The 23,075-nt window shown below is 68.2% G+C and carries 20 protein-coding genes and 1 pseudogene; 11 read left to right on the forward strand and 10 right to left on the reverse strand.

Features of this window, described 5'->3' with window-relative positions; genetic code table 11:
- Positions 1-1,984 precede the first annotated feature (1,984 nt).
- From ABZ749_RS05980 to ABZ749_RS05990, 3 genes are all read left to right on the forward strand, one after another.
- Entirely contained in the window at positions 1,985-2,500 is a 516-nt protein-coding gene (locus ABZ749_RS05980; protein ID WP_357223276.1) for an HNH endonuclease, read from the forward strand.
- Between the two features lie 334 nt (positions 2,501-2,834).
- The gene (locus tag ABZ749_RS05985; RefSeq protein ID WP_357223279.1) at positions 2,835-3,497 is read left to right on the forward strand and encodes a pentapeptide repeat-containing protein; all 663 of its coding nucleotides are present in this window, start codon (positions 2,835-2,837) and stop codon (positions 3,495-3,497) included.
- Between the two features lie 15 nt (positions 3,498-3,512).
- Entirely contained in the window at positions 3,513-4,082 is a 570-nt protein-coding gene (locus ABZ749_RS05990; protein WP_357223282.1) for a kinase, read from the forward strand.
- Between the two features lie 112 nt (positions 4,083-4,194).
- Here the strand turns inward: ABZ749_RS05990 and ABZ749_RS05995 are convergent, their stop codons facing one another.
- From ABZ749_RS05995 to ABZ749_RS06020, 6 genes are all read right to left on the reverse strand, one after another.
- Positions 4,195-4,707: an HAD domain-containing protein gene (locus ABZ749_RS05995; RefSeq protein WP_357223285.1), complete on the reverse strand. Its 513-nt coding sequence runs from the start codon at positions 4,705-4,707 to the stop codon at positions 4,195-4,197.
- A gap of 818 nt (positions 4,708-5,525) precedes the next feature.
- On the reverse strand, positions 5,526-5,942 hold the full coding sequence (locus ABZ749_RS06000) for a hypothetical protein (protein ID WP_357223288.1): 417 nt from the start codon (positions 5,940-5,942) through the stop codon (positions 5,526-5,528).
- Between the two features lie 183 nt (positions 5,943-6,125).
- On the reverse strand, positions 6,126-6,470 hold the full coding sequence (locus ABZ749_RS06005) for a YnfA family protein (protein WP_357223291.1): 345 nt from the start codon (positions 6,468-6,470) through the stop codon (positions 6,126-6,128).
- Positions 6,467-6,895, reverse strand: coding sequence for a MerR family transcriptional regulator (locus tag ABZ749_RS06010; protein WP_357223294.1), 429 nt, complete (start codon positions 6,893-6,895; stop codon positions 6,467-6,469). The genes ABZ749_RS06005 and ABZ749_RS06010 overlap by 4 nt, the downstream gene beginning before the upstream one ends.
- A complete protein-coding gene (locus ABZ749_RS06015; protein ID WP_357223297.1) occupies positions 6,892-7,224 on the reverse strand; it encodes a hypothetical protein in 333 nt (110 codons plus the stop codon). The genes ABZ749_RS06010 and ABZ749_RS06015 overlap by 4 nt, the downstream gene beginning before the upstream one ends.
- A gap of 115 nt (positions 7,225-7,339) precedes the next feature.
- Positions 7,340-7,975, reverse strand: a complete 636-nt coding sequence (locus ABZ749_RS06020) for a TetR family transcriptional regulator (RefSeq protein WP_357223300.1) — start codon at positions 7,973-7,975, stop codon at positions 7,340-7,342.
- 95 nt (positions 7,976-8,070) lie between these two features.
- Between ABZ749_RS06020 and ABZ749_RS06025 the strand changes: the two genes are divergently transcribed.
- The gene (locus ABZ749_RS06025; protein WP_357223303.1) at positions 8,071-9,009 is read left to right on the forward strand and encodes an oxidoreductase; all 939 of its coding nucleotides are present in this window, start codon (positions 8,071-8,073) and stop codon (positions 9,007-9,009) included.
- 76 nt (positions 9,010-9,085) lie between these two features.
- The gene (locus ABZ749_RS06030) at positions 9,086-9,436 is read left to right on the forward strand and encodes a DoxX family protein (protein ID WP_357223306.1); all 351 of its coding nucleotides are present in this window, start codon (positions 9,086-9,088) and stop codon (positions 9,434-9,436) included.
- 112 nt (positions 9,437-9,548) lie between these two features.
- On the opposite strand, the gene ABZ749_RS06035 is transcribed toward ABZ749_RS06030, so the two are convergent.
- A complete protein-coding gene (locus tag ABZ749_RS06035; protein WP_357223309.1) occupies positions 9,549-9,674 on the reverse strand; it encodes a hypothetical protein in 126 nt (41 codons plus the stop codon).
- A 12-nt stretch (positions 9,675-9,686) separates the two neighbouring features.
- On the opposite strand from ABZ749_RS06035, the gene ABZ749_RS06040 reads away from it, so the two are divergent.
- Together ABZ749_RS06040 and ABZ749_RS06045 are read left to right on the forward strand one after the other, a co-directional pair.
- Positions 9,687-12,671, forward strand: a complete 2,985-nt coding sequence (locus tag ABZ749_RS06040) for a glycoside hydrolase family 3 C-terminal domain-containing protein (RefSeq protein ID WP_357223311.1) — start codon at positions 9,687-9,689, stop codon at positions 12,669-12,671.
- A 393-nt stretch (positions 12,672-13,064) separates the two neighbouring features.
- Positions 13,065-15,734 carry a ricin-type beta-trefoil lectin domain protein gene (locus ABZ749_RS06045; protein WP_357223313.1) on the forward strand — a complete coding sequence of 890 codons (2,670 nt, stop codon included), beginning with the start codon at positions 13,065-13,067 and terminating at the stop codon, positions 15,732-15,734.
- Between the two features lie 45 nt (positions 15,735-15,779).
- Here the strand turns inward: ABZ749_RS06045 and ABZ749_RS06050 are convergent, their stop codons facing one another.
- A complete protein-coding gene (locus ABZ749_RS06050; RefSeq protein ID WP_357223316.1) occupies positions 15,780-16,991 on the reverse strand; it encodes a DUF1996 domain-containing protein in 1,212 nt (403 codons plus the stop codon).
- 351 nt (positions 16,992-17,342) lie between these two features.
- Here ABZ749_RS06050 and ABZ749_RS06055 point away from each other — a divergent pair, with 351 nt between their 5' ends.
- Together ABZ749_RS06055 and ABZ749_RS06060 are read left to right on the forward strand one after the other, a co-directional pair.
- Positions 17,343-17,639 carry a DUF6582 domain-containing protein gene (locus ABZ749_RS06055; RefSeq protein ID WP_357223318.1) on the forward strand — a complete coding sequence of 99 codons (297 nt, stop codon included), beginning with the start codon at positions 17,343-17,345 and terminating at the stop codon, positions 17,637-17,639.
- 57 nt (positions 17,640-17,696) lie between these two features.
- Positions 17,697-18,911: an FUSC family protein gene (locus ABZ749_RS06060; RefSeq protein ID WP_357223321.1), complete on the forward strand. Its 1,215-nt coding sequence runs from the start codon at positions 17,697-17,699 to the stop codon at positions 18,909-18,911.
- A 9-nt stretch (positions 18,912-18,920) separates the two neighbouring features.
- Here the strand turns inward: ABZ749_RS06060 and ABZ749_RS06065 are convergent, their stop codons facing one another.
- Positions 18,921-19,346 carry a VOC family protein gene (locus tag ABZ749_RS06065; protein WP_357223324.1) on the reverse strand — a complete coding sequence of 142 codons (426 nt, stop codon included), beginning with the start codon at positions 19,344-19,346 and terminating at the stop codon, positions 18,921-18,923.
- Between the two features lie 170 nt (positions 19,347-19,516).
- Here ABZ749_RS06065 and ABZ749_RS06070 point away from each other — a divergent pair, with 170 nt between their 5' ends.
- The gene (locus ABZ749_RS06070; RefSeq protein WP_357223326.1) at positions 19,517-21,343 is read left to right on the forward strand and encodes a glycoside hydrolase family 15 protein; all 1,827 of its coding nucleotides are present in this window, start codon (positions 19,517-19,519) and stop codon (positions 21,341-21,343) included.
- Between the two features lie 8 nt (positions 21,344-21,351).
- Here the strand turns inward: ABZ749_RS06070 and ABZ749_RS06075 are convergent, their stop codons facing one another.
- Complete coding sequence (locus tag ABZ749_RS06075; protein WP_357223329.1) at positions 21,352-22,167, reverse strand: DUF72 domain-containing protein; 816 nt, start codon at positions 22,165-22,167, stop codon at positions 21,352-21,354.
- 822 nt (positions 22,168-22,989) lie between these two features.
- Here ABZ749_RS06075 and ABZ749_RS06080 point away from each other — a divergent pair.
- Positions 22,990-23,075: pseudogene (locus ABZ749_RS06080) on the forward strand (hypothetical protein); the annotation flags it as partial.

Raw genomic sequence — 23,075 nt, forward strand, 5'->3', positions numbered from 1 at the left:
AGCGGACTCTTAATCCGCGGGTTCGGGGTTCGAGTCCCTGGCGGCGCACCAACGAGCAAGGCCCTGAACTGGTGAATCACACTGGGTCGGGGCCTTTTCGCCTACGGCGATGGTGGGTGGTAGCTCGGCAGGTGCTCGGGAGCCGATGGACCTGTCGTGGTCAGGTGCTATCGGGCTGCGTCATCGACACCATCCTGGAGCATTCGCCGGCCGACTATGTCCGTCGGCCCACGATGCCGTCCGAGTCGCCGGCCCTTGGGCTGGGGCACCTACAGTTCGAGGCGCTGATCACCACCGCCGACTGTCGGCCAACCCGAACGACTTCGCCCTGGTCGCGCTCCTGGGTCGGGTTGCGGATATCGCGGTCGACCTCGCCGTCGCAGCGGCGGCTATGCGACATCGTTTGCGAGCTTCGTCCGGACGGTACCGAGCCTGGTGGATCATGATGTCGTTCCGCCTCGGTCGATCGTCACCTTCTGTCATACCCTCCGGCTACGGTGCCGGCCGTGATGGCATCATTCGAGAAGCCGCGTCGCGTAAACGGCAGGCCGGTCTGCGCCTACGGTGATTGCGCGCGTCGACGCGACGGTGCAGCAGGCTTGTGCGGCCCTCATCGACGGCGTCAGGAGCAAGGACTTCCGCTGGAGAAACCGGTTGCAAGTCGATCCGCCAGCGGTGTCTGCACCTTCAACGGTTGTGGACGTCGGAAGACCGCGCGTTCGGCATTCTGCGCTGCGCACACACGCCGGCAGAACCTCGGATTGCCAATGGATGCGCCAATCAAGAACCGGGGTAGCGCCCGCTGCCACGTCGAGGAGTGCGCCAGGCGACCCCTGCCGGGCTCGCAGATCTGCGAACGCCATCAGCTGCGCCTTGACCGCGGCCTTCCGCTGGATGCACCGAGATCCGCCTTGTTCGGACCGAAAGTGTGCTCTGCCGGCGAGTGTGGTCGATGGGTTGCCGCAAAGGGATTGTGCGCTGGCCATCGACGACGCCAGAAACAAGGCTTGCCCATGGATACGCCGTTCCGTGCCGAAACTCCACGCCGATGCGAACGGCCTGGTTGCGACCACCCGCATAAGGGGCGTGGACTTTGCAGCGCCCACTTGCAACGACAACGAAAAGGGCTCGATCTAACTGCGCCGGTGCGGGAGTCGTGGCTCGGGCGCGAATGGCCGGACACGTGCACCTGGCGGGACTGCGCCAGACCACTCCGATCGGCCGGGCTCTGCAGCCTGCACTACGGACGTCGCTACAACGGGCTGACGATGGACGGGCCTCCGCGGAAGAATCCCCGGATGCCGGGCGTAACTCTACGCAAAACTCTGCAAGGTTACGTTCACATCTTTGTGCCCGACCACCCGAACGCCGTTGGGCAGGGTTGGGTGGTCCACCACCGGTACGTCATGGAGCAACATCTGAAACGCCTGCTACAACCGCATGAGAACGTCCATCACAAGAACGGTGACCGTGCCGACAACCGACTCGAGAACCTGGAGATCTGGATTACTGCCCAGCCAGCCGGCCAGCGAGTCCCCGACAGGATCGCCCATGCTCGTTGGCTCCTAGCGCAGTACGGCACTGAGGAAGAGCAGCTGGAGTACTAGAATGCGCAGGTGAACCCATGAGCCGACAGGCATGCGCCTACAAGGGATGTCGCCGACGGCCGGCATCGTACGCATCGCTCTGCGGATTTCACCAACTCCGCCAGGGCCAGGGCCTGCCGATGGACATGTCGACGACCGAGTTGCGCCGCCTGCGCTCCGAGAAACGCGTTTGTGAGGTCGAGGGCTGCAGCAGGCTTCGGAAGCTGGCCGCATCCCTGATGTGCGATCCGCACCAGCGACGGGTGGACCGAGGCTGGGCTTTGGACATGCCTATTCGCGGCGAACCCCAGACGTGCAGCCACTTAGGATGTAGCCGACCGTGTCGGGGCAAAGGTCTCTGCAACGCCCACCTTCTACGCCAGCAGCGAGGCACCGACATGGACGCGCCGATGCGCGAATCGGTACGGTCGGAGCACAAGCCGGAATTTTGCGAGTGGCAAGGCTGCACCGACCCGTATTACTCCCGTGGCCTCTGCCAACTGCACTACATGCGGAAGTACAAGGGCACCGACATGGACGCTCCAACCCGCAGCCGCCCAGTTCCCGGCGTATCGACAAGGACGACAAAATTCGGCTACGTCCATGTCTACCTCCCCGACCACCCCAACGCTCAACACAAAGGCTGGGTCAACCAACATCGGCACGTGATGGAGCAGGAGCTAGGTCGTTATCTCGTCCGGCACGAGAACGTGCATCACAAGAACGGTGACCGCGCGGACAATCGCCCTGAGAACCTAGAGCTGTGGATCACCGCGCAGCCATCGGGACAAAGGGTGGAAGACCGAGTGGCTCACGCCCGCTGGCTGCTTTCGCTTTACGGCTCTGAACGCGAGCAGCAGAAGTACGGAGATGGTGCTGGCAACCCCCTCGCGAATGCTCGGGCCCACATCTGACTGGGCGTCATCAACTGCACTTCGCCGCCGCTGACGCCATCGGCTGCCAGGCCAGGACGTGGCCATACTCGATGACGAGGAGTTCTTTGGGTAAGTGGTCGATGCCGGTACCGGGCGCCTGGCCGACCAACTCGCCATCCAGGCGCTCAGCAAACGGGACTACAAGACGTTGGACGGAGGGGTTGGATGCCGCCTTCACTGTGATCAGGAGGCAGAGTGTCGCTGGTCGCGCCAGGACAGGCTTCGGTCTCGGACCTTCGCCGGCGCTCGGTCCCCACAACGGAAGCTGTTCCAACGGAACCACCCACCTCGCGCCCACCCATGTTGAGGACACATGCGCACCACCACGATCGGCGACGTGAAGGTCCTGCTGCCGGACCTCGAACCGGACGACCTCGACACCACGACGAATCTCGCCGACGGCCTCACCGAGGCCCTCATCGAGGGCGCCGCGTGGCACGGCTCGCACCTTGAGGACGCCCACATCCGCAGCAGTCTGATCACCGGCGTGGACCTGAGCGAGAGCACCTGGGAAGCCGGGAGCCTCTACGGCTGCGAGATCACCCGCACCGACTTCTCCGGCGCGACCCTGACCGGCATAGCCATCGAACGCTGCGCCATCACCGGCTCCCGGTTTACGGGCACCAGACTCACCGACGTACGCCTCAAGGACGTCCTGTTCGACGGCTGCCGCTTCGACTACTCCACCTTCCACCGCGTCGCCGCCGCCGGTTCGGTCGCGTTCACCGACTGCACTCTCACCAACGGGGCGTGGTCCTCCTGCCGACTACCTCGCATCGCGCTGCGGTCATGTGACCTCGCCGGACTGGAACTGGACTCCTGCCAGCTCGACGGCACCGATCTGCGGGGCAGCCGACTCCTGGGCCTCAAGACGCCGCTGGACAACCTGCGCGGCGTCACCCTCGGCGAGGACCAACTTCCTGACCTCACCCAGCTGGCCGTCGCCGCCCTCAACCTCACCGTCCGCAACGACTGAAGCCGAGGAGGCATGGTGCTCGCTGAACCCACCGGCAGCCCGGACACGATCCTCGTCTGCATCCGGGGCAACTCCGGCTCGGGTAAGAGCAGCATCGGCCGCGAACTACGACGCCGGCACGGCCGGGGCTGCGCCCTGGTTGAGCAGGACTACCTGCGCCGCATTCTGCTGCGCGAGCGCGACAAGCCCGGCGGCGCCGCACCGGCGTTGATCGGGCAGACCGTCCGGTTCGCGCTGGACCACGGGTACCACGTGGTGCTGGAGGGCATCATGCACACCAGCCGCTACCTCAGCATGCTGACCTCCCTGCGGAACAGCCACCGCGGCCGCTCGCTGTTCTGCTATCTCGACGTGTCCCTGCCCGAAACCTTGCGCCGGCACCTCACCCGCCCGCAGGCCAGCGAGTTCACCGCCGAGCACATGAGCGGCTGGTACGCCGCCCATGACGTCCTGGGCTGGCCCGACGAACTCGTCCTGCCCGAGACCACCGGACTGGACGAGGCCGTCGAGGCCATCGCCGTTGCTGCCGGGCTGCCCCAGACCGGACGCGACGACGACCTGCTACCGAACCTTGCGCCCCAGTAGAGCAGCCCAACCGGCTACCGGTGCCGCCGTTTCGACGCACCGTTCCCCAACGTCGGTCCCGGGTTGCCAGACAGTCCGCCAAGCACGGCGACTGCGACGGCGTGAAGCTTGCCTACCGCGCCCGTACGAGCCAGCTCTCGATGACCGTGAAGTCGTGCTCGGTCAGCCCGCGACGTGGGTCGACCCGATGCAGCAGGGCCGGGCCTGGGTGATGAGCCGACACCCATTGCTGATCAGCGTGGGAGATCTCGTCGTCCACCCAGACGAAGGGGCGTCCCTGCGCCCACTCGACCAACCCACGGGTCTTCCAGTGCAGGAGCCCGACCTCGTCGGAGTCGGGCCAGTCCACGACGGGCAGAGTCGGTAGCCCGAGCAGGGGGGCGAGCACGTCGTTCGCGTCGTCCATCCAGGTCGTCGCCCACACCAGGTCACACGCCAGGGCCTCCAGCCGGCGGCCGTGTTCCGGATCGACCTTGTGCAGCAGGGGATGGGTGTCGGCCGGTAGGACCGGAGCCGGGGTGTGGCCATGCGGTATGCCCGGCTGAGTCGCCGTGGGTGTTCCGAACGGGATGAGGGTGCCGTCCACGTCGAGGAACAGCAAGGGAAGCGGCGCAGGGTCGGGCATGGCCCCAGAGGCTAGCCCTTACCCCGCCGACGGCTACCTCCGTGCTCGGTGAGAAGGAGGCGCCCACACCGTCATCCCGAGGCCATTCGTTCCGCTGCAGCTCCGTGCCGGCGGACGTGCGCCACCGACGGCGAACCACGGCAGGGGCGGTGCCCGGGCGCATCTCACCGGATTTCCGCTCCGGCGGTGCCGGTGACCCGACCACACGGCAACGCCACAATCCACACCCTCAACCAAGGAATTCTCGTGCGTTCGCCGACACCTTCACGTATTGCCGTAGGCACTGGCAGTGACGAGTTCCGGCTTGATCCTCTTGATCCGCGGGTTCGGGGTTCGAGTCCCTGGCGGCGCACCAGCGATGTTCAGAGGGCATGACCAACCGGTCATGCCCTCTGAGTTGCGTTGTCCGGCGGGGCGACGCGGATCACGAGTGGAGCGACCAACCGCGATCGTCCATCGGACCGCCTGCTCTCGTACGACCACCGCGCCGACCGAGGCGATGAGCTGCGCGTAGGGCATGCGCGTGCGCGGTGCCAGCGGTGGAATCGCGCGGTAGAGCACGGTTGCCGACCGCCACTCCCGCCGCCATCGCGAAGAGGAACGTCAGCCGGCGGCTCATCCCTGACGGCGGTGCCATGCGGGGTGGTGCCACCCCTGCCACGCTACGGCGCGGGGACAGGCGCGCGCCTCGACGAGGGCCCTGAGCGCGCAGGATCGGCTCCTGGTGATCAGGGATCCGTACGCGCCGAGGGCGATGACTCCGGCGGCGACCGGCCTGACGACCGGCCGGCTGACGAACACCGGCCGGCCGACTTCAGTCACCCCACGATGTCCCAGGTCGTTCGGCACTTCTCGTCGGCGCCGTTCGCGCCTTTGCGCTCACATGCTTCGACATAGACTCTCGTGCCCGCCAGCAGCCTGACGTAGTAGGGCTCGGAGCAGGTGCCGCTGCCGCCCGCCGCGTGGAGCGTGACCTTGGCGTACACGGGCTCCCACCAGATCCGGCCAATGGTACGGCGGCCGTCCGCTGCGCCCTCGTCGCAGGCTCTGAACGCCGCATCGATCCCGGAGTTGGTGTAGATGGCGAAGCCGTTGCCGGCGGAGTACGGGTCGGCCGAATACACGATGATGGGGTACCCCGCCGAAGCGGTGCTCGTGGTGGCCACGAGCCCGGTGGCCGTGAGCACCAACGCCATCAGCGTGGCACCGAACCAGCGTGAACTCTTGCGGATCATCGGCAACCTCCTACCGTCGAGAAACGACCGGTGTGGTCGTCACGATCGATGGTGGGCGCGATCCGTCTGTGAATGACAGACGCGCGGGCAGTTCCGAACAGGTCCGAACACTCCGAACGCCTCCGGTGCGCCGCTTCTCAGGTCGAATTGTCATGCGACCCCAGGCCACCGGCTTGGTGGCGATCAGGAGCCGCTGGCCGAACGCGGCGCGTACATGATCAGGGCGACGCCGATCAGGCAGATGCTTGCGCCGATGATGTCCCACCGGTCGGGCCGGAACTTGTCGACGATCACGCCCCAGGCGAGGGATCCGGCGACGAACACGCCGCCGTAGGCGGCGAGGATGCGTCCGAAGTTCGGGTCGGGTTGAAAGGTGGCGACGAATCCGTACGCGCCGAGGGCGATGACTCCGCCGGCGATCCACCACAGGCCGCGGTGCTCGCGCCAGCCCTGCCAGACCAGCCACGCCCCGCCGATCTCGAACAGGGCGGCGACGACGAACAACAGGATCGAGCGGACGACGGTCATCCGTGGACCGTACCCATGGTGGTGAAGGGGATGGGGCAGCACGGCTGCCCGGCGCACTCGACGAGGTCGTCGCAGCCGGCTTTCACCGCGGCGCGCAGTGTGTCGGCGATGACCTGCAAATCGGCGATCTTCGCCTCGATCTCGGCGATCTTTGCCTGGGCGCGGGCCCGCAGGCCGGCGTCGGCGTGGCGACCGTGACGGTGCTCGCCCGCGTCGAGAAGCTCGGCGACCTCGTCGAGGGTGAACCCGAGCCGCTGCGCCGCTTTGATCACCTTCAGCAGGGTGACCGTTTCGGTCGGATAAAGGCGGTGCCCGCCGAGGCTTCGGTCTGGTTCGGCGAGCAGCCCGCGGCGTTCGTAATAGCGCAGCGTCTGCGGGTTCACTCCGGCCGCGGCGGCGACCTGGCCGCTGCGCAACCCGCTCACGTCGTCATCCCGGCGGCGGCGCGCTGCGCGAGCGCGTCGAGGACATCGACGTGCGCGGCCGGCACCCGTACGTCGAGGCGCAGCGTGTGAGTGTCGGCGGCGAGGGTGAACGAGAAGAACGAGCAGCAGGAGCTTTCCCGGCCGATGAGGTCCCGGGCGGTCGCCTCGGCGGCCGGGTCGAGACGCCACAGCAGTTCGGTGGGGGACAGCCGCTGCTGCGCCAGCAGGAAGGTGGCGAACAGGTTGTCGAATTCGACCAGCCGCAGCGGCCGTTGCCCGCTCGGCAGGGTGCACGACTCGGGCACCCACGCCGGGGAGTCAGTGGTCATACCAACGACGGTAAGCGTGTACCTGGGTACCGGATGCAAGCCGGACGCTCAGCAGGCTCACCGACCGGTCACCACGGTCGCCGGTGCGGGGCGCTGAAACCGCGCTGACTCGTGCTCAGCCGGCGGCGGGTGACGCGGCAGGCGCGTCGAGGGCCGGTGCCACGACGGCGAACGCCTGGTCCATCAGCTCGGCCAGGTGCTGCTCGTCGTCGCCCGGCTGCCACCGCTGAAGCACCGTGTCGAGTGCCAGCAGGGCCATCCCGGCGGCCATCCGTGGGTAGGGGTCGGTGTGCGGGTCGAGGCGACGGCGGTTGGCCAACTCGGCGGACAGCTCGGTGCGCCACTCGATCTGGCGTTCCAGCCAGCGGGCGTGCAGGGCGGGGGTGTCGAGGATCAGACGGACGACGACCCGGGCCCGCTCGGAGTGCTCCGGGTGGTCGTTGCAGGCGGCGAGCGGCACCCAGAGTGCGTGGCGCAGCGCGACCGACGGTGCCTCGGCGGACGGCCGGGCGGCGAGTTCGGTGATGATGTCCGCGCTGGTGTCGGCCAGGAACCGGACGACCACGTCCTCCTTCGACGCGAAGTAGCGGAAGAAGGTACGCCGTGACATGCCGGCCGCCGCCACGATGTCGTCGACTGTCACCGCGTCGAAACCCTTGGTCGCGAGCAGCATCAGGGCGGCGTCACGCAACTCGTCGGCAACGAGCTGGCGTTTGCGCTCGGCCAGGCTGTTGTCCGCACGGGATTTCATCAGTCGATGCTACGTCATTCGCTGCCGCTTGATGCCGTTGTTGGCATCATGCGCATTGCTTGACACTGAGTGCCACGAGTAGCACAGTGGGTCGCATGACTGTCGATGGTTGGTCCACTGAACAGATCCCCGACCTGAGCGGCCGTACCTTCGTCGTCACCGGTGCCACGGCGGGCCTCGGCCTGGTCACGACCCGGGCACTCGCCGTCCGCGGTGCGCGCGTCGTGCTGGCCGTCCGCGACGAGGAGAGAGGTCGCCGGGTGGCGGCCGACATCGCCGCAGCCCGGCCCGGCGTCGACCTGGAAGTCCGGCGGATCGACCTCGCCGACCTCGACTCGGTGCGGGAGTTCGCCGACGGCATGCACGCCGACCATCGCCGGGTGGATGTGCTGATCAACAACGCGGGGGTGATGGCCCTGCCGCGCACCCTCAGCCCGCAGGGCCACGAGATGCAGTTCGCCACGAACCACCTCGGGCACTTCGCTCTCACCGGGCTCCTGCTCGACCTCCTGCTGGCCGGCCGGGATCCACGGGTGGTCACCGTCACCTCGGTCAACCACCGGCAGGCGAAGATGCGCATCGACGACCCGACCGGCGAGCGGGGCTACTCTCCGATGGGCTTCTACAACACATCCAAGCTGGCCAACGCCATCTTCGGCTACGAGCTGCACCAGCGGCTCAGCGCCGTGGCGAGTCCGCTGGGCAGCTTCCTCGCCCACCCCGGCTACACAGCGACGAATCTGCAGAGCAGCGCCACCACACCGATCTGGCGACTGCTGCTGGGCCGGATCGGCAACCCACTCCTCGCCCAGCCGGTCGACCGCGGTGTCTGGCCGCAGCTGTTCGCCGCCACCGACCCCGGTGCGCAGCCGGGCCAGCTCGTCGCCCCGGGCGGGCCGGGCGAACTGCGCGGCCACCCCGCGCCGGCGAAGCTCTCCGCCGCCGCGACCGACCCCGAGCACGGCCGCCGTCTGTGGGAACTGTCCGAACAGGCCACCGGCGTACGGTTCGGCGCGCTGCGACCGGCGAGCTGATCGCTGCGCATCCGGCAGCCGTCACGTTCCGCCTTGCCAGATCGTCCAGGGGTGAGCAGACACAACGGAGGAAAGAATGTTCGCTGCCTACGTCACGGTCACCATTCTCGCGTCGATCTTCACCGGCTTCGCCGCCGTCACCTACCTGATCGGTCACGACTATCCGAAGGCCCAGGCGGACATGAAGCGCGTGCCACGGTCATGGGTACCGCGGTTGGGCATGGCGCTGGCGGCAGGCTCGTTGGGGTTGCTGGCGGGCTTCGCCGTACCGCTGCTGGGCACCCTCGCGGCCGCTGGGCTGGTGCTGTATTTCATCGGCGCGCTCATCGCGCATCTGCGCGTCGGCTCCCGTCAGCTGGTGGGCTGGGCCGTCTTCTTCGTCACCGAGGTGGCCGCGCTGACAGTGAACGTGCTCTACCACTGGTGAATCGGTTGGTACGCCTCCCGCGACGTCCTGGGCTGGCCCGACGACGTCACCCTGCCGGAGCGGCTATTGCTCGCTCATCGAGGGGCATCTATAGTTGCGCGGATCACAACAATCATGGCCGTGGTGACGCGGCCGGGTCGTCGAAGCGCTTCGACGATTCGTCGTTCAGGCCCGTCAGCCGGGTGTCGAGCCTGGTCACGCCGGTCTCGGCGCCCGCTGGGCGTCTGTCGTACGACATGAGGAGAACCGCATGCGGAACTGGCGCCTTCGGCGCGGAATCACCGCGCTCGCGCTCGCCCTGCTGGCCCTACCGGCCGTTCCCGGCACCGCGCTCGCCGAACCCACCTACCCGTTCCGAGATCCCAGCCTGCCCGTGAACGTCAGGGTCGACGACCTGCTCGGCCGGCTCACGCAGGACGAGAAGATCTCCTGGCTGCACCAGTACCAGCCGGCCATTCCCCGGCTGGGCATCGGCCTGTTCAAGACCGGCACCGAGGCGCTGCACGGGGTGGCCTGGTCCACCGACATCGACAACAACGGCGCGGTGGTCAAGGCTCGCGGCACCGCCTTCCCACAGCCGGTGGGCATGGCGAGCACCTGGAACACCGACCTGATCCAGCAGGTCGGTTCGGCCGTCGGCGACGAGGCGCGCGGCTACCACGCGCAGAATCCCCGGGTCTGGGGGCTCAACCTCTGGGCGCCGGTGGTCAACCTGCTGCGCGACCCCCGGTGGGGCCGCAACGAGGAGGGCTACTCCGAGGACCCGCTGCTCACCGCGAAGATCTCCACCGCGTACGGGTCGGGAATGACCGGCGGTGACCCGAACCACCTGAAGAGCGCGCCGACCCTCAAGCACTACCTGGCCTACAACAACGAGGTCCGACGCGACGTGACCTCCTCGAACGTGCCGCCTCGGGTGCTCAACGAGTACGACCGCGCCGCCTTCAAGCCGGCCATCGCGGCCGGTGCGGCGACCGGGGTGATGGCGTCGTACAACCTGGTCAACGGTCGTCCGGCGACAGTGGACCCGGACCCGATGACGGTGTTCCGGGACTGGACCGACAGGCCGCTGATGAACGTCACCGACGCCTGGGCGCCGAACAACCTCGTCAACACCCAGAAGTACTACGCCACCCAGGCCGAGGGCAACGCGGCGATCATCAAGGCCGGCCTGAGCAGCTTCATCACCGACGACACGAACGCGCAGCCGACCATCACCGCGATCAAGCAGGCCCTCGCCAGCGGTCTGCTGACCGAGGCCGACATCGACGCCCGGATCCGCGAGATCCTCAACATTCGATTCCGGCTGGGTGAGTTCGACCCGGGTGGCGGCCGGCACGGCGGCATCACCCCGGACGTGATCAACAGCCCCGAACACCAGCGGTTGGCTCGGCAGGCCGCCGGCGAGGCGATGGTGCTGCTGAAGAACGAGCGGCAGGCGCTACCGCTGGATCCGGCCCGGACCCGCAAGGTGGCGGTGCTCGGCCCGCTGGCCGACACCCTCTACTCGGACTGGTACGGCGGCGACCTGCCCTACCAGGTGACGGCGCTCGACGGCATCCGCGAACGGCTGGGCGGCTCGGCCAGTGTGCGCGGGCTCGACGGGGCGGACCGGATCGCGCTGAAGGACGTGTCGACCGGCCGGTACGTCTCGGCCACCGGCACCACCGACGCCGACCCGGTCCTCGGGACCGGTGCCGTCCCGGCGCTCGTCGCCCAGTTCGACGTCGTCGACTGGGGACAGGACGTGGTGACCCTGCGCAACGCCGCCAGCGGCCGCTACCTCGGCTACAACTGGGGGCCGTTCATCACCCGGGACGAACAGCCGAACGGCTGGTACGTCCAGCAGCAGTTCAAGCTTGAGCCGCAGGCCGACGGAACCGTGGTGCTGCGCTACGTCGGCTACGAGACCACTGAGAGCTGGTTCGGTGCCGACACGTACGTGACGGTCGGCGACGACGGCGCCCTCAAGCTCGGCGCATCGACAGCGGACGCAGCTACCCACTTCAGTCGCGAGGTGATCAGCAGCGGCATCGACCGGGCCGTGGCGGCAGCCAAGGCGGCCGACACCGCAGTGCTGGTGGTCGGCAGCAACCCGTTCATCAACGGTCGCGAGGCGCACGATCGGACCTCGACGGCGTTGAGCGCCGGCCAGGAGGCGCTGGTCAAGGCGGTGGTCAGGGCCAACCCGCGGACCGTGCTCGTGCTCCAGACCAGCTACCCGGTCACCATCCGATGGGAGCAGGAGCACGTACCGGCCATCGTCTGGTCCACCCACGCGGGCGCGGAGACCGGTCACGCCATCGCCGACGTCCTCTTCGGCGACCATAACCCGTCCGGTCGGCTCACCCAGACCTGGTACCGCTCGGACTCGCAACTACCGCCGGACCTGCTGGAGTACGACATCATCTCGTCCGGGCAGACCTACCTCTACAACAGCGCGAAACCGCTCTACCCGTTCGGCCACGGGCTGTCGTACACCCGCTTCCGGTACGGCCAGCTGCGGGCCGGTGCCCAGTCGGTGGCGGCCGACGGCACCATCACAGCCAGTGTCGACGTGACGAACGTCGGCAGCCGGACCGGGACCGAGGTCGTCCAGCTCTACACCCACCAGCGCACCTCGCGGGACACCACCCCGATCCGCCAGCTCAAGGCGTTCCAGCAGGTGAAACTCGCGCCTGGGCAGACCCGTACGGTGACCCTGCGCCTGCCCGCCGTGGATCTGGCGCACTGGGACGTCACCCGCGGCAGGTGGGTGGTCGAGTCGTCAGTCCACGACCTGATGGTCGGGGCGTCCGTCGAGGACATCCGCGCCCGCGCCGCGGTCCGGGTCCGCGGTGAGACCATCCCGGCCCGCGACCTGTCCCGGCCCACCCGGGCGGAGAACTTCGACAGGTACGCGGGGGTCCGGCTCGTCGACGAGACGAAACCCCGCGGTACGGCGGTCGGTGCCACCGCCGCCGGTCAGTGGATCTCCTTCGACGGTTCCGCGCTGCGTGCCGGCGAGCGCACCTTCACCGCGAAGGTCGCCAAGGCCGGTGCGGGCGCCGGCACGATCCAGATCCGGATGGGGTCGCCCACCGGCCGGCTGCTCGGCACGGCCACAGTGCCCAGCACCGGCGACGACTACCGGTACGTCAGCGCCAGCACCGAGTTGGCCCGGGTCGTCGGTACCCACGACGTGTACCTGGTGTTCGACTCCCCGCTGCGGCTGGCGGAGTTCTCCATCAGCTGACCCGAGATCGGGGCCGGGTCGATCGTCGACCCGGCCCCGACCCGGCTCGGGCCGCGTGGCGGCTCGGTGCTCAGCGGCGACGTCGTCACAGCACTGTGGATTCGTCGGACGACGTGATCACGGTTGTCCGGGCGACATGGCTGGTCTGCCCGGTCCGTGGGCATTTATGCATAGACGCTCCCCGATTGCCTGTTGCATTGGTCAGACGTGTGACCTACGCTCCCAGTAAGAATTTCGGGGCGGTTAACAAAGAGTGCGGTCGGGGCGACGGAAATCCCCGCCGGCCCTTCGTGGCGTCGCTGTTCCGTACTCGTCGCTCGATACGCACTTTGGGCACCACATCGACGACCAGTGAGAGGAACAGACGTGAAGTCAGCCTTATCCACCGCTCGAATGTCAGTGTTGGCGGCGGCGGCGCTTGTCGCCGCCACACTGCCGGCAGTGCTGACAAACCAACTCCCGGCCTCGGCCGCGGTCCAGGCGACCTACTATGTCGCCCCGGACGGTAGCGACGCCAATCCGGGAACGTTGCAGTCGCCGTTCAAGACGATCCAACGTGCGCGGGACGTCGTTCGAACGATAAGCGGAAACCTGACCGGCGACGTCAACGTCCTCCTCCGGGGCGGCACCTATCCGGTGACCAGCACCATCGAATTCGGGTCGAGTGACTCCGGCACCAACGGATACCGGATCAGCTACGGGGCCTACGCCAACGAGAAGCCGGTCCTTGACGGTGGCGTCCAGGTGACCGGGTGGACCCAGCACAGCGGCAACATCTGGAAGGCGCCGCTGGACCGCGCCAACAAGCTGCGGGCGCTCTACGTCAACGACAAGCGTGCTGTCATGGCGACGAAGACGATCAGCTCCGGCGGGTGCTTCGGGACGTACAACATCACGGCCAACCAGGCCGCGTGGGCCTGGGAGTCGGGGTCGCAGTGCGACGGCGCCAGGTACAACCAGAGCGACTTCCCCGCCATCGCGCGCAACCAGGACGACATCGAGATTGAGACGGGCACGACCTGGACCACTGCCATCGTCGGCGTCCGACAGGTGACCACCGACGGCGGGAGCCGGGTCGCTCTCTTCCAGCAGCCGGGTGCGGCCATCGCGCAGGGCGCGTTCAACGGCAACGCCCAGGTCGGCGGCACCCACAAACTCATGAACGCGTACGAGTTCCTGGACGCGCCCGGTGAGTTCTACTTCGACAAGGGCACCAAGACGGTCTACTACTACAAGGCCAGTGCCGAGAACATGTCGACAGCGACGGTCTACGCGCCGAACAACGTCACCACAGTGCTGCGCGTGGCCGGCACCTCGACGTCGAGCCATGCCCGCAATATCACGTTCTCGGGTCTGACGGTGCGGCACTCGGACTGGAACCTGTTCAACGTGGCCGGCTCGTCCTTCAAGCAGGCGCAGCAGGGCAACCTCGGAGCGCAGGTGTACGCCAAGGGCAACTTCCACGTCTACCACTACCGCAACGTGGACGTCACCCCCGGCATCATCCAGATCCAGAACGCTGACGGCCTCCTGTTGCAGCGCAACCGGATCGAGCACACCGGCGCGGACGGCATCAGCATGGTCAACGACGTGCAGGGCACGCAGCTGATCGGGAACGCCACCAACGACATCGCCGGGTCGGCCATCAATGTCGGTCATCCCCAGCACGTCTACATCGGCGACGGCACGTCGACCAACCGGGAGAAGTACTCCGCGTCGGTCGAAGGGCTGCCGAAGAACATCGACATCAAGAACAACTACCTGTACGACAGCGCCGTCCTGTTCAACGGGCACAGCCCCATCTCGGCGTACTTCGCCGACACCCTCACCATCCAGCGCAACCGGATCGAGAAGGCCCCGTGGTCGGGCATCACGCTCGGCTGGGGCTGGTGGAACTTCGACGGGTCGTCGGGTTCGATCCAGCCCAACCGGCCCACCACGACGGCGAGAAACAACACCATCAGCTACAACCACATCATCGACACGGTGCAGCGCCTGAGTGACACCGCGCCGATCTACACGCTCGGCAGCCAGCCCGGGACGACGATCACCAACAACTATCTCCAGGGCGTGCCCTCGGGCCACAAGTACGGACTGCACCCGGACGAGGGATCGGCCTTCATCACCTTCCGGGACAACGTGCTGAGCATCGACAAGAACGTCACCTGGATGATCAATTCAGACGACTTCGGGCGCAAGCACGACCTGAGCATCACCCAGATCTACGGCCCGATCAACAAGGTCTCCAACAAGAACCTGCCGAACAGCACGGTCGCCGACATCCTCGTCTCCTCCGACTACGTCTGGCCGGCGGCGGCGTACGGCATCGCGGCGAACTCCGGCCTTGAGGACGCCTACCGGGACATCATCCCGGCGAGCAACTTCTCCGCGCCGAACTACGTGCTGCCGGCCAGCACGTTCGTCGCCAGTGCCACGGCGTCGATCCCGATCCGGAGCACCGGCGACGCCACCAAGTCGGTCTGGTTGGCGCCGTACGGCACGACCACCTTCACCGCCGGGGCGACGATGACCAGGGCGGCCGGCAACGCGACCTCCATCGCCGTACCGGCCACGCAGGGCGAGTACCGGCTCTACGTCGTCGACGCACAGGGCAACAGGTCGGCCGAGTCGACAGCGATCGTCCGGCAGCAGCAGGGCGGCGGCAGCGGTACGGGGCAGGGGCAGCTCGTGGGTGGCCAGTCCGGCCGCTGTGTCGAGGTGCCGAACTCGTCGACCACGAACGGCACCCAGGTGCAGCTATACGACTGCGGGAGCGGCACGAACCAGCGGTGGACCGCCACCAGCAGCAAGCAACTGACCGTCTACGGCAACAAGTGCCTGGACGCGTCCGGGAACGGCACTGCCAACGGCACCCAGGTCATCATCTGGGACTGCCACGGCGGCACGAACCAGCAGTGGAACGTCAACAGCAACGGCACCATCACGAATGGTCAGTCCGGGCTCTGCCTCGATGCCAACGGCGCTGGCACCGCCAACGGCACCAAGATCATCCTGTGGTCCTGCAACGGTGGTCCGAACCAGCAGTGGACGCTGCGTAGCTGATCCACCCAGACTCCGGGGCCAGGCCGACACGGGCCTGGCCCCGGGCTACTTCTGGTAGCCGTAGTTGTCGCAGGTCCGGCGGCCGAGGACGCAGTTCTTGGTGCGCTTGTTCATGGTGTCGACGTCCCACATCACGAACGCGTCGCCGTGCATCGACGAGGCGCTCTTACCCTCCTTGTCGGAGGAGAGGTAGTAGCCCGCCGGGGTGCCCTTCGCCGGGTACTGGATGTCGAAGGTGATCGCCGGGATCCGGACCGGGTGGCTGGTCGGGCAGGAGTTGCCGCTGCCGTACGCCACATGGTCCTTGTGGTTGGGGCTGTCCAGGTGCTTGCCGTCCCAGCAGTCGGGGAACTGCATCATGAAGTGCAGCGTCGCGTCGCCCCCGCAGATGGGCCAGTTGCCATTGGTGCTGCGGGCGATGCCGTCGAGGTCACCGGGGCCGTAGAAGGCGCAGTAGAACTGGCCGGTCGCGCCCCGCGGGGTCGGCTTCTTCTTCTTGGCGTCGCCGGAGATCATGCGCAGGCCGTTGGGCATCGGCATCTGGCCTGTCGAGTTCTTGGCCAGCGAGCGGTAGTAGACCCGGAACCCGGTGGTCTCGACCGGCTTTCCCGTCGCGTTGTCGTAGAGCGTGGGCACCCAGTAGGCGGAGTGGTCCTGGACGGGCTTGCAGGAGGTGGCCGTGAACTTCGTCAGGTCGCCGGCGACGGTGCTCGCGTCGACGGCCTTGTTGCCGACGAACGAGTGCATGTGTGACGCCCCCGGTAGGCCGGGGGCGACGATCGGGTCGTCCGGTAGCCGGTGGCTGTACTGGCAGTCGGCCCGGAACTCCGGGAGGTTGCCCACCCCGGACGGAACGGGGTCGATCCTCAACGCCCGGTACGCGTCGGCCTGCGCGTTCCAGGTCGCCCGGTCGACCGGAATCCAGCCGGTTGCCGGGGCCTTCGGCGCGGCAGCGGTCGACGGTGTCGCGCCGGCCGACGGGGTCGTGGCGGTCGACGGCGTCGCGGCGGTCGATGCCGCCACCCCGGGCGATGCCGGCTGCCCGGCCGGTGGCGAGGGGTATTCGAGGGCGTTGGCCGCGTTCGACGGCTCGGGCGTCACGTCGCCACTGGCCAGGTACACGCCTCCGGCGGCGATGACGAGCGCGACTGCGGCTCCCGCGGCCGCGCCCAGTCTGTTGCGGGTGAACCAGCTCGGCGGGCGGTGACGGGGCGGCGGTTGGCTCGCGTCCGGTTCGGGCAACGAGGCGTACGACACGGGTCACTCCCAACGAGCAGACGACGGCGCTGACCCGGACGGCCACGGCCGCCGTATGGTAGGCGCTTCCCGATCACGACCGACAGTTTCCTAAAGCTTCCTTAAAGAAGGTTGGTCGTTCGTGTCCCGCCCAGCGGCAGCGTTCCTCTACGGCAGGTTCCGGCTCGCACCGCACGGTGTCCGCCACGGACCCATGCCGGCCATGCTCGCACTCCACAAAGGACCGACGGGGAAGGGCTTGGGCTGCACGCACGTCGGCCGCATGGTATGGATCTTGTGGTGGTGGGCCGTCAGCAGGGGAAATGTCGGCGAGCGAGGTGCTACCGGACAGTTGGCGGGTACTGGTGGGGGATGACGTCGACCTGGAAACCCCACGAGAAACACGGTGGCCTGTCGGACAAGGACAAGCGCGAGTTGCCGGAGAGCGTTTTCGCGTTCCCCGACAAACGCAAGGAGCCGATGACCGACGCGGGCCACGTCCGTAACGCCATCGCCCGGTTCGACCAGGTGCAGGGCGTTACCGACAAGGAGCGTGACCTGGCATTTCAGAACATCCTCGCCGCTGCCGCCCACTACGGTGTCGAGGTCGCGGAGACGAACTGGCGTCAACTCGGCAAACTTCCGCACACGCCGAATCCGGCCCACTGACCGATTCTGGCCGCGTACCTGCCGGATAGGGACGCCCGCCCTGGGTAAGCGGCGCGGATGCCCGCGAAGCAGCAGCCAGCAACCGGCGACGACCCGTCCCCGCGCGAGGGGGCCAGGGCCATCCGGGTGTCGGACGGCCTGCGCGAGCGGGTGCGCCACGGGCTGCGTACCCGCGCCTGGCGACTCCGTCTCTACGGGTTGCTGTCCGTGCAGGCCGGCGTCGCGGCGGCGCTGGCCTGGTTCGTGGTGTTCCAGTTCCTGGGCAATCCCACCCCGGTCCTCGCGCCCACCACCGCGGTCGGCATCGTGGCCGCCTCGATGGGCTCACGCCTGCGGCGCACCATCGAACTGCTGGTCGGGGTGGTTCTCGGGCTCGCCGTCGGTGACACGCTCATGCCGTTCTTCGGCATCGGGGCCTGGCAGACCGGTGTGGTCGTCGTGCTGGCGATCATCGTCGCGGTGCTGCTCAAGGGCGGCGGTTCGCTGCTCACCCAGGCCGGCGGCACCGCGGTGCTCATCGCCACCCTGGAACCTCCGGTACGGGACCTGTCAGTGCCCCGTTTCGTCGACGCCGCTGTCGGCGGGTTGATCGGGCTGGCGGTCGGTCTGCTGGTGGTGCCCATCCACCCGCAGCGGACGGTGCAGCGGCTGGCCGAACCTGTCCTCGACCCGGCCCTCGTCGCTCTGCACGACCTGGCCGCAGCGCTCCGCCGTCGAGATCTCGGCGCGGCCCAGCGGGGTCTGGGCGCGCTGCGGACGCTCAGCCCTCGACTGAGAGCGCTGGACGAAGGGCTCGACGCTGCACAGGAGGTGGTCCGACTGGCACCACTGCGCTGGCGTGAACGACCATCCCTGGCCTTCTACACCGAAGCCGTCCGCCACATGGAGCGCAGCCTGCACAGCTGCCGGTCCATCGCGAGGCGGCTCACGAAAGCCCTTCGGGACGACGAGCCGATATCCGAGGAGTTTCCCGCGGCGATCGACCTGCTGGCAACGAGCGTGCAGACCCTCAGATGCGCGATCCGCGCGCGGGAGGAACCACGGGAGGCCCGCCAACAGATCCTGGCGGCTGTCGAGCTGATCGGGAAGGCGCAGGGGGCAGCCGCAGCGGATCCGACCCGCCCGCACACCCACCGGTTGGGCTACTCCGGCATGATCGCCGCCGGTGAGTTCCGTACGGCGGCACACGATCTGCTCATCGCCAGCGGGTTGGATGCCGACCGGGCGGCGGAGCTGGTGCGGCGGACGGCGGACCCGGACGAATGGGGCTGAGCCGAGCCGTCACGTCGTCTTGAGCGAGGCGAGGATGTCGAGGTAGTGCGGGTTCTTCATGACGCCCAGCACGTTGCCGAACGGGTCGACGACCGCCGCCGTGACGAACCCCTCGTCCCCGTGCGGGGTGATCGGCTGGTACTCCGTGGCACCCATCGCCAACAGCCGCGCGACTGTCGCCTCGAGATCGTCGACGCACCAGTGCATGACCGCGCCGCCGGGCCCGGTCGCCGCGCCGGCCGGCGCGTACCTACTGTCGATGATGCCCAACTCGGCCTGGTAGTCCCCGATGCGGAACTCGGTGTAGGCCGGGCGTCCGTCGGGGCCGGGGCGCATGAAGTACGCCTCGATCCCGAGGAAGTCCGCGTACCAGGCCGTGGCCGCTGCCACGTCGTCCGCCCAGATGTTCAGTGTGGCGAATCCTCGCAGGCTCATCGGGTGTCCTCTCGTCTCGTCGATGTCGTTGGTGATGACGCTATCGACGATTGCGGAAGGTTTGCTTCCTCAATGAGCGGTGGGTCTCGGCCGTGTCGGGCGGCGGGTCGCATCTTCCGTCAGTTCCCGGGTAGTCGCTGCCATTGCCGGCACGGATGGCGGGGGACAACGTGCAGAGCTACCCGGCAGTCGAGAACCACGGTCTGATCGGTGACCTGCAGACCGCTGCGTTGATCAGCACGGACGGCACCGTCGACTGGTTCTGCGCGCCGCGCTTCGACTCGCCGAGCGTCTTCGGCGCGCTGCTCGACCGCCGCAACGGTGGCCACTTCCAGCTCTCGCCCGACGGCGTCGACTACTCCAGCAAGCAGCTCTACCTGCCCGGTACGCCGATCCTGATCACCCGCTTCCACAGCGCTGACGGTGTCGGGGAGCTCTTGGACTTCATGCCCGTCACCGGTGCGGAGGCCACCGACCGGCATCGGTTGATCCGCCTGGTCCGGATGGTCCGGGGGAGCATGCGGTTCCGCTTCCACTGCCGCCCGCGGTTCAACTACGGGCGTGATCCGTACGAGTTGGAGGTGCACCCCGAGGGTGACGTCTTCCGGAGCCCGACGCTGACCTTCTCCCTCGCCGCCTTCAAGGACGTGGAGCGGGAGTTCCACGTGGGGGACTTCCACCGCGACGCCGACGGCGTGTCCGCGCGGTTCACGCTGCACGCGGGCGACATCGGCGGGGTTGCCCTGGAGACGGCCAGCCCGGACGCGCCCCGGGCACTCAGCACCGACGAGGCGTGCGAACTGCTCGCCGAGACCCGCGACCACTGGCGGCGGTGGGTGGGCCGCTCCCGCTACAAGGGCCGCTGGAGGGAGGCGGTCGAGCGGTCGGCGATGACCATCAAGCTCATGACGTACGCACCGACCGGCGCCCTTGTCGCCGCGCCCACCGCTGGGCTGCCCGAGCAGATCGGCGGGCAGCGGAACTGGGACTACCGCTACACCTGGATCCGGGACGCGTCCTTCTCGGTGCACGCGTTGCTGCGCCTGGGCTTCACCGACGAGGCCCAGAAGTATCTGCTCTGGCTCGACGCGCGCATCCGTGAGGCACGGGACGGCAACATGCCCCTGCAGATCATGTACCGCATCGACGGCTCACCTGACATCCCGGAGGAGGTGCTGGGTCACCTGGAGGGCTACCGCGGCTCGGCACCGGTGCGGATCGGCAACGGCGCGGCGGACCAACTGCAACTCGACATCTACGGCGAGGCGCTCATCTCGTTGGAACTCGCGGACCGCAACGGTCTGATCGCGCCGTACGAGGGGTGGCGCAAGACGGCAGGGTTGATGGACTGGCTCTGCGACCACTGGGACCAGCCCGAGGACGGGATCTGGGAGACCCGGTCCGGCCGGCAGGACTTCACCTACGGTCGGGTGCTCTCCTGGGTCGCGTTGGACCGGGCCATCCGGATCGCGCGACGCCGGGGCCGCCCCGGCGACATCGCCCGCTGGTCCGCCGAACGCGACGCCATCTACCAGCAGGTGATGACACGCGGTTTCAACCAGGAACGTGGCGCGTTCGTGCAGCACTACGGTTCCGACATCCTGGACGCCTCGCTGCTGGCGATGCCCGGGCTGAACTTCATCTCGCCGACCGACCCGATGTGGGAGTCGACGCTGCGGGCCATGGACGCCGACCTCGTCTCCGACAGCCTGGTCTACCGCTACGACCCGAGGGCCTCGCCGGACGGTCTCGCCGGCACCGAGGGCACCTTCAACATGTGCACCTTCTGGTACGTGCAGGCGCTCGCCCTGGCCGGCCGGCTCGACGACGCCCGGTTGACCTTCGAGAAGATGCTGACCTACAGCAACCCGCTCGGCCTCTACTCCGAGGAGATCGCGCCGACCGGCGAGCAGATCGGCAACTTCCCGCAGGCGTTCAGCCACCTCTCGCTGATCAGTACGGCGGCCCACCTCGACGACCTGCTCGAGCAGGGCTGACGGTCCGGTCAGAACAGCGTCAACGGCTCGACCGGGATCGGCTCGGGCAACGCGTCGAGCCCGGGTACGCGTGCCCGTACCTCGTCGTGGAACCGGCGGGCGAGCGTCGGCGCTTCGGCGTTGTCCGGGGTGTGGATGAACATCGTCGGCGAGCGTCCCTCGCGTAGCCAGGTAACTGTCACGTCGATCCAGCGCTGCCACCCCTCGACCGTGCGCGTCGGGTCGTCGCGGCCGAGGTAGCGGACGATCGGCCGGTCGGTCAGCGCGAGGGACCGGAGCGGCACGCGGGGCTTCTTGGTCCAGGCGTCCCGCTCCGCGTCACTCGTGGGCGGGCTCGCGAAAAAGGCGGTCGTGTCGAAGGGGATCCACTCGGCGTGGGCGGCGGCGAGGGTCGCCCCGAGCAGTCGGGCCGCTCGCTCCTCGGTGAAGAACGCCTGATGGCGCACCTCCACCGCGTACCTGTGGGACTGCGGAAGGTGTTGCAGGAAACGGCCCAGGGCCGGGACGTCGGCGGGCGCGAACGAGCCGGGCAGTTGGATCCAGAGGGTGTGGGCGCGCGGGCCGAGCGGTTCGATGGCGTCCAGAAAGGCGCTCAGTGGTTCGTCGACGTTGCTGAGCCGGCGTTCGTGCGTGATGACCTTGGGAAGCTTGAGGACGAACCGGAACTCGGGGTCCGTCTGGGCGGCCCACGAGGCCACGGTTTCCCGGGCCGGGGTCGCATAGAACGTGGTGTTGCCCTCCACTGCGTCGCACCAACTGGCGTAGTGCGCCAGGCGCTCGGTGGGGGGCAGCCGGTGACCCGGCCACGACCGGTGACTCCACATCGCGCACCCCACGTGCAGACGCATGACCGCCCTTCCGACTTGACCGGAGCCCACCGTATCCGGGCCGACAGACCCGGTGGGACCCACGGTCCGGCAGGTAGGGTCCGTCGCCATGCGTGTGCTGTTCGCCAGTCTTGCGTCCGTCGGTCACACCTACCCGCTGATCCCGCTGGCGATCGCCGCCCGGGACGCCGGGCACGAGGTCCACTTCGCCGCCGGCCCGGAGGTGCACGCGCCGCTCGCCGCGCACGGCCTGCGGCCGTTCCGCCCTGGCGACGCCTTCTACGAGGTGTACGCCGAGGATCTCGCACCGGAGCTGGCGCGGCTGCGGCCCGACCTGGTGGTGCACGAGTGGGGGTTGCCGGGGGCGGCCGTGGCGGCTCACCGGGCCGGGATCCCGGGCCTGTGGCACGGGTTCGGCCGGATGTTTCCCGAAGGCATCGGTCTGGAACTCCCGACCAGGAACGCCGAGGTCGTCGGCAGGCCGCACCTGGACATCTGGCCACCCTCGCTGCAGGACAGGGACTTCCTCGCCACCGAACGCCGGATCGAGCTGCGACCGGTCGCGTTCTCGACGCCGGCCCCACTGCCCGCTCGCCTGGGCCGGCCGCTGATCTACCTGACCCTCGGCACCGCGTTCGGTACGCCTGAGCTGCTCCGCACGGCCATCGCCGGTCTGGCGACGCTTGGCGCGCAGGTGGTGGTCGCGGCGGGCCGGGTGCCAGTGGAACAGCTCGGAGAGATCCCCGACCAGGTCAGCGTGCATCCGTGGGTGTCGCAGGCGGAGTTGCTGCCGCTCGCCGACGTGGTGGTGCACCACGCACCCAGGCGCACGGCAACGTCCTCGCCGAGGACGTCGTCGCGCCGCACGCCTTCCCGGCCTTCGACCAGGCGGCCGTGGACGGCTA

The sequence above is a fragment of the Micromonospora sp. NPDC047753 genome (assembly GCF_040642735.1).
In the GTDB taxonomy this organism is placed as follows: Bacteria; Actinomycetota; Actinomycetes; order Mycobacteriales; family Micromonosporaceae; genus Micromonospora.